Origin of the sequence: Sedimentibacter sp. zth1 (genome assembly GCF_017352195.1) — a bacterium.
Classification (GTDB): Bacteria; Bacillota; Clostridia; order Tissierellales; family Sedimentibacteraceae; genus UBA1535.
The window spans coordinates 2,999,545-3,013,365 of sequence record NZ_CP071445.1; the positions used below are offsets into that span (position 1 = coordinate 2,999,545).

The following is a 13,821-nucleotide window of genomic DNA, read 5'->3' on the forward strand; positions in this document are numbered from 1 at the left end:
TAATTCAATGGTAAAGTAAATGCGTGTGATTGTTTTTAGTGAAAAAATAAAATAGGGGAGTAATTATGACAATTAATGATATTTCAATGCTATTTAAATTTTTTGGTGGCTTGGGTATGTTTTTATATGGCATGAAAATGATGTCAGATGGCTTACAAAAAACTGCTGGTAATAAAATGAAACATCTTCTTTCTGTATTGACAGATAATAGACTTAAAGCAGTTTTAGTTGGTGCTATGATTACAGCTATTATTCAAAGCTCTGGTGCCACAACAGTTATGATAGTAGGATTTGTAAATGCGGGATTAATGTCGTTGGTACAAGCAGTAGGTGTAATAATGGGAGCTAATATTGGGACAACCATTACAGCTTGGATAGTATCAGCAGGGCAACTTGGAGAAGTTTTTGCGTTTTTTAAACCTAGTTTTATTGCGCCAATTTTAATTGGTATTGGTGCGATGATAGTTATGTTTTCTCGTGAGCACAAAAAACAAAACAGAGGTGAAGTGTTAATAGCATTAGGTCTTTTATTTGCTGGTCTTGAATGGATGAGTTCTTCAGTAAAACCATATACAAATGCACCTATATTTGCACAAATTTTTACAATGCTTGGTAAAAATCCAATATTAGGAATCTTAGCTGGAGCAATAATTACCGGATTAATGCAAAGCTCATCTGCATCAGTTGGAGTGTTACAAACTTTGGCTATGAATGGTGTAGTAACCGCGAGTTCAGCAATTTATATATGTTTAGGTTCGAATATTGGTTCTTGCTATACGGGTCTAATATCTTGTATAGGAGCTTCTAAAAATGCTAAAAGAGCAGCTGTTATAAATTTGTTATTCAATTGTTTAGGTGTTATTGTATTTGGTATCATTATGTTTATTATATTTAAATTAAATAAAGTTCTTGCATATGGAAGTATTAATAGTGTACAAATATCAATTTTTCATACAATATTCAATATAACAAATACAATTATTATGTTCCCATTGGCTAAGTTATTAGTTGAAATTTCAGGCAAATTGATTAAAGGAAAAGACATTGATAGTGAAGAAGAACTTTTGGAATTACAACTTGATGATAGAATTTTAACCACACCATCATTGGCTATTGAAACAACATTAAAAGAAGTACTTAATATGGCAAATTTAGTATATAATAATATTAAAATGTCGGTTGATTCAACAATAAATCATAATGATATGATTATAAAAGAAGTCCTAAAAAATGAGCAAGTAATTAATAAATATGAAACTTCATTGATTGATTATTTGGTTAAAATAAGTGATACATCGCTCAATGATAAACAGCGTAGGAAGGTTAAAAATTTACTATATACAGTTAATGATTTAGAACGTATTGGAGACCATGCTGAGAATGTAGCGGAATTATCACAAGATATAGAAAGAAACTCTGTTAAATTTAGTGATAAGGGAATTAAAGAATTAGAAATGATGGACCAAATGGTGTTGAACGCTCTAAATGGAGCGATAAAGTCAAGAAAATGTTATGAAGCTAAGCTAGTTAAAGATGTTATTGCATATGAAGATGTTGTTGATGGATTAGAAGAAGAAATAAGAGAAGAACATATAATTAGATTATCTAGAAGAGAATGTCAAACAGAGGCTGGTGTAATATTTTTAGATTTATTAAGTAATCTTGAAAGAGTTTCTGACCATGCTGTAAATATTGCAGAGTATGTTCAAAGTGAAAATGAAGTTGAATAAAATAATTATGGAAAAATATAATATAAATAAATAAAAAAATAAAGCTATCAATTAAGATAGCTTTTATTTTTTAAAAATTATTCAGCAACAACGTTTATTGCTTGTGGTCCTCTGTTTCCTTCAGTGATTTCGAAAGTTACTCTTTCTCCATCTGTTAAAGTTTTGAAACCTTCTTTAGCTATTCCAGTGAAGTGTACGAATACATCTTCTCCACCATTATCATTAGTTATAAATCCAAAACCTTTTTCTGCGTTAAACCATTTAACTGTACCTTTATTCATCAAAGATACCTCCTATATTAATTTTATTATATTTTATTTCAAGAAAAAAAAATTCACATATTTGTGTAAATCATAAACTAAATCATGACTTACAAAAATATGTGAAATCAAAACTCGCACTATAAAATACAATTAGATAATACCATTAAATTTCTTATTTGTCAAGAGAATATGTAAAAAAAAAATAAAATTTTAGTAAAAAGTTTGCTTTAAAAACTATTCTAAATGTTATATAATAAGCTGGTATACATTTTTAACATCGTTTATTTACAAGGAGAATTTATGAATAAAAAGAAATCAATTAGTACTATAATGTTGGTGTTAACAGCAATTATTTGGGGTTCATCATTTGTAGCACAAAGTAAAGGTATGGATTATATAGGTCCATTTACATTTAATGCAGTTAGAAATATAATAGGTGGATTAGTTTTAATTCCATTCATATATTTTTTTGAAAAAATATATATGAATAAAGTTGATAAAGAAAATGAAGAATTAAAATCCAATAAAAAACTAATAATTGGTGGTGTGTTTTGTGGATTAGCATTATTTTTAGGAAGTACATTTCAGCAATTTGGAATAATGTGTACTACTGCTGGGAAAAGTGGATTTATAACAGCATTGTACATAGTTATTGTACCTATATTAGGCATATTTATAAAAAAGAAGATTCCTTTTAAAGTTTTTATAAGTGTTGTAATTGCTATGTGTGGATTTTATTTACTTTGTATAAATGAAGGCTTTTCTATCAACAAAGGTGATTTACTAACGCTAGTATGTGCAGTTTTCTTTTCAGTACATATTTTAGTAATTGATTATTTCTCTCCACAAGTAGATGGAGTTAAATTGTCATGTATTCAGTTTTTTGTTTGTGGAATTATTTCTTTGATTTGTATGTTTATATTTGAAAATCCAACAATAAGTAATATACTTAGTGCTTGGTTACCTATACTGTATGCTGGTGTTTTATCTTGTGGTGTTGCATATACAATGCAAATTATAGCACAGAAAAATACAGAACCTGTTATTGCATCTTTAATACTAAGCCTTGAATCAGTATTTGCTGTAATTGCAGGATGGATATTTTTACATCAAAGCTTATCTCCAAAAGAGATGTGTGGATGTATATTAGTTTTCATTGCAATAATAATTACACAGATTCCAGAACGAAAAAAAATTATCAAAAATATATAATTGAGAAATTATTTAAATTCAATAAAAAGCTATTAGCAAAAAATGCTGACAGCTTTTTTAGTAATACTAATTATTAATTAAAAAATAACCACCACCAAAGTAAAGGATTAAAGTTGTTGCAATCTCTACCATAACAATAAGGGTCATACCCAGGTCCGTACCAAGGTTTGTATCCAGGACCATACCAAGGTTTTTTTCTTCGTCTGTTATATCTATTCCATCCTTTCCAAGGTCTATTGCGATAATATTTTTGAGAAACATCATCATTCATGTATGGAGTATCATTCATATACGGTGTATCATCCATATATGGAGTATCAGGATAAAATTCAGAAGGCTGTATCATTTCCAAATATTCATCAAAATTTGGTAAATCATCCTCAGTAAAGTCTATTGGTACAATATTGTTTGTCTTTAGATATTGAACAAATAATTCTTTATTTGTCATATTAATTTCCCCCTTTTACTTGATTATTGTTATAATATGATTTTTAAAACATGTTGTGAATATAAATAATGTTATATATATTGTAAATATATATTTATATTGTTATAATAGTTTGTAAGATAACTGTGGAGGTTTATTATGTATAAAAAAATATCAAAAGAATTACTTAATTTTATTGAAAAAAGTCATAGCTGCTTTCATGCAATAGAAGAAATTAAAGAAGAGTTAAATAAAAATGGATTTATTGAACTTTTAGAGAGCAAGTCATGGAATTTAATAAAAGGTAAAAAATATTATGTAACAAGAAATGCTTCATCAATTATAGCATTTGATATTGGAGAAAACCTAGATAATTATAGCTTTAATATGGTTGCATCACACAGTGATTCACCAACATTTAAAATTAAAGATAATTTTGAAATTGAGGTATCAAGCAAGTATATTCAGTTGAACACAGAAAAATATGGTGGAATGCTTTGCTCTACATGGTTTGATAGACCTTTATCAGTTGCTGGTAGAGTAGTTATAAAAGAAAATAATAAGTTAGTAACTAAATTTGTTGATGTAGACAGAGATTTAGTGTTAATACCTAATGTTGCAATTCATATGAATAGAGATGCTAATTCAGGCATGAAATACAATGAACAGATAGATATGCTACCTTTATACGGAACAAGTGATAATGGAAAAGGTAATTTCTTAGATGTTGTTTCAGAAACTATTAATGTCAAAAAAGAAGACATAGTTAGTAGTGATTTGTTTTTATATAATCGTATGCAGCCATCAATTTGGGGAAGTAAAGAAGAATTTATTTCATCTCCAAAACTAGATGATTTGCAATGTGCATTTACTTCATTAAAAGCATTTGTTGAAGGGCATAGTAAAAAATCTATTAATGTATACTGTTGTTTTGACAATGAAGAAGTTGGAAGTGGCACAAAACAAGGGGCTTTATCAACATTTTTAGTGGATGTTTTAAGTAGAGTTAATGAAGGATTAAATAAAACTAAGGAAGATTATTATAAAGCACTTGCATCATCATTTATGCTATCTTCAGACAACGCACATGCTGTACATCCTAATCACCCTGAAAAAAGTGATCCAACAAATCGTGTATATATGAATGAAGGTGTTGTAATAAAATATAATGCAAATCAAAAATATACATCTGATGCAGTAAGTGCTGCTTTATTTAAAACATATTGCAAAAATGCAGATATTCCATTCCAAGCTTATACAAATCGTTCAGATATGCCTGGTGGAAGTACACTTGGTAATATTGCTACAACACACGTAAGCATAAAAATGGTAGACATAGGATTAGCACAATTAGCTATGCATTCATCATATGAAACTGCTGGTATGAAAGATACTTACTATATGTATAAAGTTGTTAAAGAATTTTTTAATTCTCACATAGAAGAAACAGGAAACGGAGTATTAGAAATAAGTTAATAAAGTTAAAGCTACTACAAAATCTTATGGTTTTGTAGTAGCTTTTTTTATTTATGCAACGATTTATGTATACTATACCAAATAACTCATATAATATTTTTATTATGAACTTAAGGTGACAATATGCAAAAAATTTTAAAGTATTTATTCTTGTTTTTAGTTGGAGGAACAGTATATTATTTAATAGAAGTAACAGTAAGGGGATTTTCACATCCTTCTATGTTTATATGTGGAGGTATATGTTTTATATGTGTAGGTTCTTTAAATTTAATAAAAGGTAAAAATATTGGATTGATAAAGCAGATGATATTAGGTAGTGTAATAATTACTGTACTAGAATTTATTACAGGATATATAGTAAATATAATTTTAAAATTAAATGTTTGGGATTATTCATCTAGATTGTATAATTTGCTTGGACAAATTTGTTTAAGATATAGTATAGTATGGTTTTTTTTGTCCATTGTAGCAATATTTTTTGATGATTTTTTAAGACACAAATTTTTTCATGAGCCTTACCCCAATTATAAATTATTTTGATATATACGTTAAAAAAGGTTATTAGATGCTTATTTGTAATGTAACAATAACCGGTTTTATACATATTGTAATATAAGAGAAGGGGGGTAATTATGTCGAAACGTAAAAATATTACTGTTATAGGTGGAGATGATAGACACATCTATATGATTGAGAATTTATGTAGAAAGGGATATCAGGTTATTACTTATGGCTTTTCGGATGAACTTATTAATAATATTACACAAGTAGTAGATTCATTGGAAGAAGCTATGAGTAAAAGTGATATATTAGTATGTCCTATACCCTTTAGTAGAAATAAAGTAGATATTACTTTTTTAGATTTATATGAAGATAAAAGTATAGAAAAATTTATTAATAATTTGAATAAAAATCATATGATTTTTTCGGCAATGATTCCTAAAAATGTTACAGATTATTGCTTGAATTATGATATTCGTTTTTATGATCTTTTAAAAAATAATGGTTTTGCAATGCTTAATGCTGTTGCAACAGCTGAAGGAAGTATTGCAGAAGCAATTAGCATGAGTAAAATTAATTTGCATAAAAGTAATTGTATAGTTATTGGATATGGAAGATGTGCACAAATATTAGCTAAAAAATTAAAATCTCTTGATGCAAATGTTTGTGTTGTAGCAAGAAATATTGATTCTAGATCACTAGCTCAAGCTAATGGTTATTCTTCTATACCATTTGACAAATTAAATGACACTTTGGTATCATCTGATTTTATATTTAACACTGTACCATCTATAATATTAGTGAAAGACAATTTAAAATACATCCCATCACATGCGATTATTATTGACATAGCTTCTTCTCCAGGAGGCGTTGATTACATTTCAGCAAAAGAACTTAAAATACAAGCTAAAAATTGCTTGGGTTTACCTGGAAAATATGCACCAAAATCATCTGGAGAAATTATTGCACAAGTTATAGAAAATATATTATCTGAAAGAAGTAGTGAATATGAAGTTAGATAAAAAAAATGTGGGTGTAGCATTCACAGGTTCTTTTTGTACATTGGAAAAAACATTTAAAGAATTAGAAAACATATTAGAAGAAAATTGTAATGTAAACACTGTATTTTCCTATTCATCTCAGAATATAGATTGCAGATTTGGTAAATCAGACGATTTTATAGAAAGAGCATATAAACTAACGAAAAACAAACCAATATTAACATTAGAAGAAGCAGAACCGCTAGGACCTAAGAATTTATTGGATATACTCATAATTGCACCTTGCACAGGTAATACTGCTGCTAAACTAGTTAATGGTATTACTGATACACCAGTATTAATGGCGGCTAAAGGACATCTACGAAATAACAAACCGTTGGTTATCTCACTCTCAACAAATGATGCTTTGGGCTACAATTTGAAAAATATAGGCCTTTTGTTAAATACAAAAAATATATACTTTGTACCTTTCGGCCAAGATGATTATATTAGAAAGCCAAATTCAATGGTAGCACACACCAATATGATAATTGATACTATGGAAAAAGCACTTGATGGAGTGCAAATACAACCAATAGTGATTAGTCCTCATAAATAATAGAAAACGTTCATGATAATATAATATTCATGAACGTTTTCTGTGCATTTAATAGGTAAATAAATCATTTATTAAAAATTATTTATTTATCAATTATTTAAGTTGAAATGACTGGCAATCTGTACATTCAATAGCAGTAGGATTTTGTTCATGTGTCCCTATTTGTATTGATTGCAAAGTACAGTAATTATTACAACAATCATGATACTTGCATTGCTGAACTGTACATTTTATGCAATTGTTTTGTGGCATATTGCACCTCCTCAATTTCAATAATAGTATTATGTGAAGTAAATGAAATATAATACTGGTATATTTTTATTCATAAGTTAAATCCAAACAAATATAATTTAAAAGGAGGTATTTTATGATATTGACAATTAAAAAAAGAAACATAGTATGCATTGCTTGTACAATTGCTTTTACTTTTTTGTTTGCATTTATTATAAGTGTGTATGGTAAAGACTGTTATTATACATTTAGTGAAGAAACAAATTGGGGGTTAAGCTTTCAAAATGAAGGAAAAACTCCAGTTGGAAATGCATCTAGCAACTATTTAAAGAAGTTTAATTCTTATTTTGTGAAAGATACTGAAGATAAGACTATATATTTAACATTTGATTGTGGATATGAAAATGGATTTACTGAAAATATTTTGGATATTCTAAAAAAGCATAATATAAAAGCAACTTTTTTTGTAGTGGGAAATTATTTAGAAACAAGTCCAGATATTATTTTGAGAATGTGCAATGAAGGTCACATTGTAGGTAACCATACATATCATCATCCAGATATGTCTAAAATATCTGAGATAGAATCATTTAGAAATGAACTTAAGGAAGTAGAAACTAAATATAAAGAAATAACAGGAAAAGATATGTTAAAATATTATAGACCACCTCAAGGTAAATTTAGCGAAAATAATTTAAAACTTGCCAATGAATTGGAATATAAAACTATATTTTGGAGTTTAGCATATGTTGATTGGTACAATAATAATCAGCCTTCAAAGAATGAAGCATTCAAAAAATTAATTCCAAGGATGCATCCAGGGGCAATAGTGCTATTACATAGTACATCAAAAACAAATTCAGAAATTTTAGATGAGTTATTAACAAAATGGGAAGAAATGGGATATACATTTAAAAATTTAGATGAACTATAATATGAGAGTAAAAAAAAGGGGAGATAATCCCCTTTTTTAGCTTCAAAATATGTAATTAAAAATGTTCAAATCCATTCCCGAATACTTCATGTACATTCCTAATTAGAACAAATACCGATGGGTCTATTGTTTTTAAATCCTTTTTCAATTTAAAATATTGATTTTTAGAAAGAACAGTAACAATTATATCTTTTGATTCATGAGTATAACCACCTTCTGCTTTATATACGGTTACACCACGATTTATATTATTGAATATAAAATCTTTTACTTCGTTGGACTTATTAGAAATAATAACAACTTCTTTTTTAATAGTGAATCCGTCTATAAAATAGTTAATAAGTAGTCCTTTTAAAAACCATCCTAAAATACCTAAAATACCTTCTTTTATACCAAATGTAAATATTGCCATGAAAACAACAATAGCATCCGCTACCAATAATGCAGTACCGAAATTTAAGTTAAAATATTTATTGAATATTTTTGCCAAAATATCAGTCCCACCAGTAGAAGCGTTTTGGTTGAATACTATAGCTAGTCCAGCTGCAAAAAGTATAACTCCAATTATTAGGTTCAATAATGTTTCGTCTGTTATAGGTCCATAAATTGGAAATAAATTTTCCATTATATACATAATCAATGATAAATTTATAACGGCAAATATAGTTTTTCCTCCAAACTCCCGACCACAAAATACAAATCCTAATATAAGTAAAATTACATTCGATATGAATGTTACTGTAGATAAAGGTAAAGGCAAATAACTTGTCATTACCAATGAAAAACCAGTAACTCCACCTATAGCTATACTTTCAGGTGCTAAAAAATAAAATATACCTGATGCTGCAATTGATGTACCTACAGCTGTTAAAAGATACTCTATTATTGTTTTTTTATTAAACATAAAAAAAACCTCCTATTAATTATGTCAATAGTATACGTTAACGTGTAAATATTAACTTATATGGCACAATAAATCAAGCTATTTATAATTTCCGTTTTTAATTATGTGAAAGTTAAAAAAATAACAATATAATAATTTATTTTTAGCTTTTTTTTATTTAACTATTCGAAACCATGTCCTAATACTTCATGCACACTTCTAACTAAAACAAATACGTCTGAATCTATTGTTTTTAATTTTTTCTTCAAAGAGAAGTATTCTTTTTTACCGACAACAGTAACAACAATGTCCTTAGGTTTGTTTGTATAACCACCTTGTGCCTTATAAATAGTAACACCTCTATCAATTTCTGAAAAGATAAAATTTTTAATTTCCGTAGCTTTATCAGATACAATAACAACTTCTTTTTTTATTGTTAAACCATCTATGAAATAGTTGATAACCAAACCATTTAAGAACCATCCTAATGCACCTATAATACCTTTGCTGATACCAAAAGTAAATAATGCGGAGCCTACAACAAAAGCATCTGCAGCAAGCATTCCTGTTCCAATGTTTAAATTAAGATATTTATTAAGTAGAATTGCAATTATATCAGTACCACCTGTGGAAGCGTTTTGGTTAAATACAATTGTTAATCCACCACCCGAAATGATAATGCCGCAAAATAGATTTAACAAAATTTCATCAGTAACAGGATTTGAGATAGGGAAAAAAGTTTCCATTAAGAAAAGATAAAAAGATAATAAAACTACAGATAATATTGTTTTACCACCAAATTCTTTTCCAATAAAAATAAAGCCTATTATTAGTAGTATAGTATTAATTATAAGAGTTACCGCTGATATGGGTAAAGGTATATATGATGTTAAGACTATTGAAAATCCCGATACACCTCCAGCTGCTAAGTTCTGAGGTGCCATAAAATAGAAAATACCTATGGCTACAAGTAGTGTTCCTATAGCCACAAAGGTATATTCTTTAATTGCTCTTTTAATGTTCATTGTTTTTGCTCCTAAATGTTTTATTTTACTTATACTACAATAAGATATACAATAAATCAAGAAAATAAAAAAGTAAATTTTGTTAAAAATGCCTATTTTGTAAGCATTTTTACCGAATATCTCCCTTAAAGGCAAGGAAGTCCTGTCCTTTGCAATCCTTGTTTTTTATATACTAGGAGTAGAATTTTCCTAGTATATAAAAAATAAAGCTTAGTAGTGACTAAGCTTTATATCATTTAATAACATATGTAATTTTACTATATTTCATTATTTATAATTTTATTTGGAGTTTTCAGTTTACTTAATGGTTAATTACATTCCATATGTTGTTAACGACAATAAGTATTATACACAAAAATTAAAATATTATTCATAATTTGGTAATTTAATTTTTTTACAAATAGAGACATGAAAGTGTAGTTAAAAAAATATTGACAAAAATATTTAGCTAATATACAATTACATCATAATATAAAGGATGATGATTAGGACTATTAGATATACAAGGATTAAAGAGAGAAAGCTATTGGTGAAAAGCTTTTATCCAAATATATATTGAACCTACCTAGGAGTTTTTGGGGATAAACCCAAACGGCACAAACCGTTATTTGTTCGAGAGATTGCAAACTAAAAAATTGCAATAATAAGAGTGGTACCGCGGAAATCCGTCTCTAAAAATTTAGAGGCGGTTTATTTATGCCAATTTACAGCGAAGCTCTAACCCCATTTGTCGAAGGCAAATAACACTTATAATTTTTATGATAAATATAATAATATATATAGAAAGGAATTAATAAAATGGCTAAGAACAAACAATTTGTAAAAGAAATAACACCAATGGAAGATGATTTTAGTAGATGGTATACTGATGTAATAATTAAAAATGAGTTAGTAGACTATTCACCAGTTAAAGGTTTTATGGTTATAAGACCTTATGGTTTTGCATTGTGGGAAAAAATACAAGAATATGCAGACAGAAGATTCAAAGAAACAGGACATAAAAACTGTTATTTCCCTTTATTAATACCAGAAAGTTTGCTTAATAAAGAAAAAGAGCACGTTGAAGGATTTGCCCCAGAGGTTGCTTGGGTGACACACGGTGGTAACAATGAGTTAGGTGAAAGATTATGTGTTAGACCAACATCAGAAACAATAATTTGCAATATGTATAGCAAATGGTTAAATTCATACAGAGATTTACCATATCTATACAATCAATGGTGTAGTGTTGTTAGATGGGAAAAAGCAACAAGACCATTTTTAAGAACATCAGAATTCTTATGGCAAGAAGGTCATACTCTTCATGAAACAGCTGAAGAAGCACAAACAGAAACATTGCAAATGCTTAATATCTACAAAGAAGTAGCAGAAGAATTGCTTGCTATGCCAGTTGTAGTAGGTAAAAAAAGTGAAAAAGAAAAATTTGCAGGAGCTTATGCAACATACACAATGGAAGCATTAATGCATGATGGTCAGGCATTACAAGCTGGTACATCACATAACTTAGGACAGCATTTCACAAAAGCATTTGATATAACATACCTTGGAAGAGATGGGAAACAACAATATCCATATCATACATCATGGGGTATTTCAACAAGACTAATAGGTGGGCTTATAATGGTTCATAGTGATAACAGAGGTCTTGTATTACCACCAAGAGTAGCGCCAACACAAGTTGTTATAATACCAATAGCTCAGAAAAAAGAAGGCGTATTAGAAAAAGCCAATGCATTATATGATGAAATCAAAGCATTAGGTATAAGAGTAGAGCTAGATGATGATGCTTCAAACTCACCAGGTTGGAAATTTAACCAATATGAGATGAAAGGTTATCCAATAAGAGTGGAAATAGGACCAAAAGATATTGAAAATAATCAAGCAATAGCTGTCAGAAGAGATAAATTAGAAAAAGAGATAGTATCACTTGATGACATAGGTGATACTATAAAATCATTGTTAGAAACTATGCAGGTAGAAATGCTTGAAAAAGCAAGAGCGCATAGAGAAGCACACACTTATTACATGGATAGCTATGAAAACTACAAAAAAGAAGTAACTGAAAAACCAGGATTTACTAAAGCAATGTGGTGTGGATGTAAAGAATGTGAAGAAAAATTAAAAGAAGAAACAGGCGCAACAATCAGATGTATACCATTTGAGCAAGAGCATTTATCAGACACTTGTCAATTCTGTGGCAAGGAAGCAAAACATATGGTTTACATTGCAAGAGCATATTAAAATAGAAAAGTCAAAAATCAAAGCCGATAGATTTTATGAATTTATCGGTTTTGTTATGCATAGATTTAAATATATGCATAACAAAATTTGTAAAAATGATAGAATTATAAAAAGTAATAAATATTTGGAGGAAATATGGAAAATAAATCTAATGGCAAGGCTATCGCATCTTTAGTACTAGGTATCATTTCGTGTGTATTTGTATTTTCTGGTCCTGCATCCTTTTTAGGAGTTATTTTAGGTATAATAGGAATTATACTTGGTGTTCAAGCTAAAAAAGAAGAACCTTCTGGAATGGCTATTGCAGGATTAGTTCTATCAATTATTGCTGTAGCAATATGTGCAATAAGTTTTTTATCTTGCGTTGCTTGTGTTGGTGCTGGCGCGGTGGCTTCTTCACTACCGTATTAGTAACGAATAACAAAACAATTAAAAATAAAAGCAAACAAGTTGTTTGCTTTTATTTTTAATTAAATACTTATAATAATTTGATATACGGAGGAAATATGTGTCCATTTATAAACATATTGGGATTTAATATTAGTGCATATGCACTTTGTATTTTCATTGGAATTGGTATAGGAACAATTGTTGCCATATCTCGTAATAAAATTAATTACCAACAAAAAGATGATATTTTTAATGCGATTTTATATGGAATAATAGGTCTTATGATTGGTGGGAAAATTTTATATTTGGCAATTAATTTTAAAGAGTTACTGCAATATTTGAAATCATTTAATGAAAATTTACAAAATCTTTTGGCAATGATGCAAGGTGGTTTTGTTTTTTATAGTGGCTTAATTGGAAGCATAATCGCAATTTATTTATATTGTAAAAGGTATAAAATAAATTTCTGGAATTTAATAGATACAATAACTCCATCAATTCCACTTGCACATGCGTTTGGAAGATTGGGTTGCTTTTGTGCTGGTTGTTGTTATGGAAAACCATATCCAAGTCCGATAGGCATGATGTTTAATAATTCAAACGTTGCACCACATGGTATAACTTTGTTTCCAGTTCAGCTTTTAGAAGCCACTTTAAATTTGATATTATTCATTATATTAATTATATATGGGAGAAAAAAAAGAAAGAATGGCAATATGATATGTTTTTACCTTGTAGCTTATTCAATAATTAGATTTATTTTAGAATATTTTAGATATGATGAACTAAGAGGTATAATGTTTGGTATATCAACTTCACAATGGATTAGTATACTCATTGTTGTAGTAGTTGGCTTAAATTTTATAATAAAACACCTAAAAAATAGATATCGCATATAATATTTATATT

General features: G+C 28.3%; 15 protein-coding genes and 1 other annotated feature. Of the genes, 10 read left to right on the forward strand and 5 right to left on the reverse strand.

Annotated elements, in window-relative coordinates; genetic code table 11:
- The first annotated feature begins 65 nt into the window (after window positions 1-65).
- On the forward strand, window positions 66-1,730 hold the full coding sequence (locus JYG23_RS14140) for a Na/Pi cotransporter family protein (protein WP_207236321.1): 1,665 nt from the start codon (window positions 66-68) through the stop codon (window positions 1,728-1,730).
- 77 nt (window positions 1,731-1,807) lie between these two features.
- Here JYG23_RS14140 and JYG23_RS14145 read toward each other — a convergent pair whose 3' ends face one another.
- On the reverse strand, window positions 1,808-2,011 hold the full coding sequence (locus tag JYG23_RS14145) for a cold-shock protein (RefSeq protein ID WP_207236322.1): 204 nt from the start codon (window positions 2,009-2,011) through the stop codon (window positions 1,808-1,810).
- 282 nt (window positions 2,012-2,293) lie between these two features.
- On the opposite strand from JYG23_RS14145, the gene JYG23_RS14150 reads away from it, so the two are divergent.
- Complete coding sequence (locus JYG23_RS14150; RefSeq protein ID WP_207236323.1) at window positions 2,294-3,205, forward strand: DMT family transporter; 912 nt, start codon at window positions 2,294-2,296, stop codon at window positions 3,203-3,205.
- Between the two features lie 73 nt (window positions 3,206-3,278).
- Here the strand turns inward: JYG23_RS14150 and JYG23_RS14155 are convergent, their stop codons facing one another.
- Window positions 3,279-3,653, reverse strand: coding sequence for a hypothetical protein (locus JYG23_RS14155; RefSeq protein WP_207236324.1), 375 nt, complete (start codon window positions 3,651-3,653; stop codon window positions 3,279-3,281).
- Window positions 3,654-3,791: 138 nt separating this feature from the next.
- On the opposite strand from JYG23_RS14155, the gene JYG23_RS14160 reads away from it, so the two are divergent.
- The 4 genes from JYG23_RS14160 (at window position 3,792) to JYG23_RS14175 (ending at window position 7,208) form a co-directional block, all read left to right on the forward strand.
- Window positions 3,792-5,108, forward strand: a complete 1,317-nt coding sequence (locus JYG23_RS14160; protein WP_207236325.1) for a M18 family aminopeptidase — start codon at window positions 3,792-3,794, stop codon at window positions 5,106-5,108.
- Window positions 5,109-5,231: 123 nt separating this feature from the next.
- Window positions 5,232-5,648: a hypothetical protein gene (locus JYG23_RS14165; protein WP_207236326.1), complete on the forward strand. Its 417-nt coding sequence runs from the start codon at window positions 5,232-5,234 to the stop codon at window positions 5,646-5,648.
- Between the two features lie 92 nt (window positions 5,649-5,740).
- Window positions 5,741-6,631 carry a dipicolinate synthase subunit DpsA gene (dpsA, locus tag JYG23_RS14170; RefSeq protein WP_207236327.1) on the forward strand — a complete coding sequence of 297 codons (891 nt, stop codon included), beginning with the start codon at window positions 5,741-5,743 and terminating at the stop codon, window positions 6,629-6,631.
- Window positions 6,618-7,208 carry a dipicolinate synthase subunit B gene (locus JYG23_RS14175; RefSeq protein WP_207236328.1) on the forward strand — a complete coding sequence of 197 codons (591 nt, stop codon included), beginning with the start codon at window positions 6,618-6,620 and terminating at the stop codon, window positions 7,206-7,208. Before dpsA ends, JYG23_RS14175 begins: the two co-directional genes overlap by 14 nt.
- Before the next feature lie 93 nt (window positions 7,209-7,301).
- On the opposite strand, the gene JYG23_RS14180 is transcribed toward JYG23_RS14175, so the two are convergent.
- Window positions 7,302-7,460, reverse strand: a complete 159-nt coding sequence (locus tag JYG23_RS14180; RefSeq protein ID WP_207236329.1) for a DUF1540 domain-containing protein — start codon at window positions 7,458-7,460, stop codon at window positions 7,302-7,304.
- A gap of 115 nt (window positions 7,461-7,575) precedes the next feature.
- Between JYG23_RS14180 and pdaA the strand changes: the two genes are divergently transcribed.
- Window positions 7,576-8,373 carry a delta-lactam-biosynthetic de-N-acetylase gene (gene pdaA / locus JYG23_RS14185; RefSeq protein WP_207236330.1) on the forward strand — a complete coding sequence of 266 codons (798 nt, stop codon included), beginning with the start codon at window positions 7,576-7,578 and terminating at the stop codon, window positions 8,371-8,373.
- Window positions 8,374-8,428: 55 nt separating this feature from the next.
- Here the strand turns inward: pdaA and JYG23_RS14190 are convergent, their stop codons facing one another.
- Together JYG23_RS14190 and JYG23_RS14195 are read right to left on the reverse strand one after the other, a co-directional pair.
- Window positions 8,429-9,277 (reverse strand): YitT family protein, encoded by an 849-nt coding sequence (locus JYG23_RS14190; RefSeq protein WP_207236331.1) that lies wholly within the window; start codon window positions 9,275-9,277, stop codon window positions 8,429-8,431.
- Window positions 9,278-9,438: 161 nt separating this feature from the next.
- Window positions 9,439-10,281 carry a YitT family protein gene (locus JYG23_RS14195; protein WP_207236332.1) on the reverse strand — a complete coding sequence of 281 codons (843 nt, stop codon included), beginning with the start codon at window positions 10,279-10,281 and terminating at the stop codon, window positions 9,439-9,441.
- A 472-nt stretch (window positions 10,282-10,753) separates the two neighbouring features.
- Window positions 10,754-10,957, forward strand: a binding site (T-box leader).
- Between the two features lie 122 nt (window positions 10,958-11,079).
- Between JYG23_RS14195 and proS the strand changes: the two genes are divergently transcribed.
- The 3 genes from proS to lgt all read left to right on the forward strand — a co-directional run bounded on the left by proS (window position 11,080) and on the right by lgt (window position 13,811).
- On the forward strand, window positions 11,080-12,522 hold the full coding sequence (gene proS / locus JYG23_RS14200) for a proline--tRNA ligase (protein WP_207236333.1): 1,443 nt from the start codon (window positions 11,080-11,082) through the stop codon (window positions 12,520-12,522).
- Between the two features lie 135 nt (window positions 12,523-12,657).
- The gene (locus JYG23_RS14205; RefSeq protein WP_207236334.1) at window positions 12,658-12,933 is read left to right on the forward strand and encodes a hypothetical protein; all 276 of its coding nucleotides are present in this window, start codon (window positions 12,658-12,660) and stop codon (window positions 12,931-12,933) included.
- Between the two features lie 95 nt (window positions 12,934-13,028).
- On the forward strand, window positions 13,029-13,811 hold the full coding sequence (gene lgt, locus JYG23_RS14210; protein WP_207236335.1) for a prolipoprotein diacylglyceryl transferase: 783 nt from the start codon (window positions 13,029-13,031) through the stop codon (window positions 13,809-13,811).
- Window positions 13,812-13,821 lie beyond the last annotated feature (10 nt).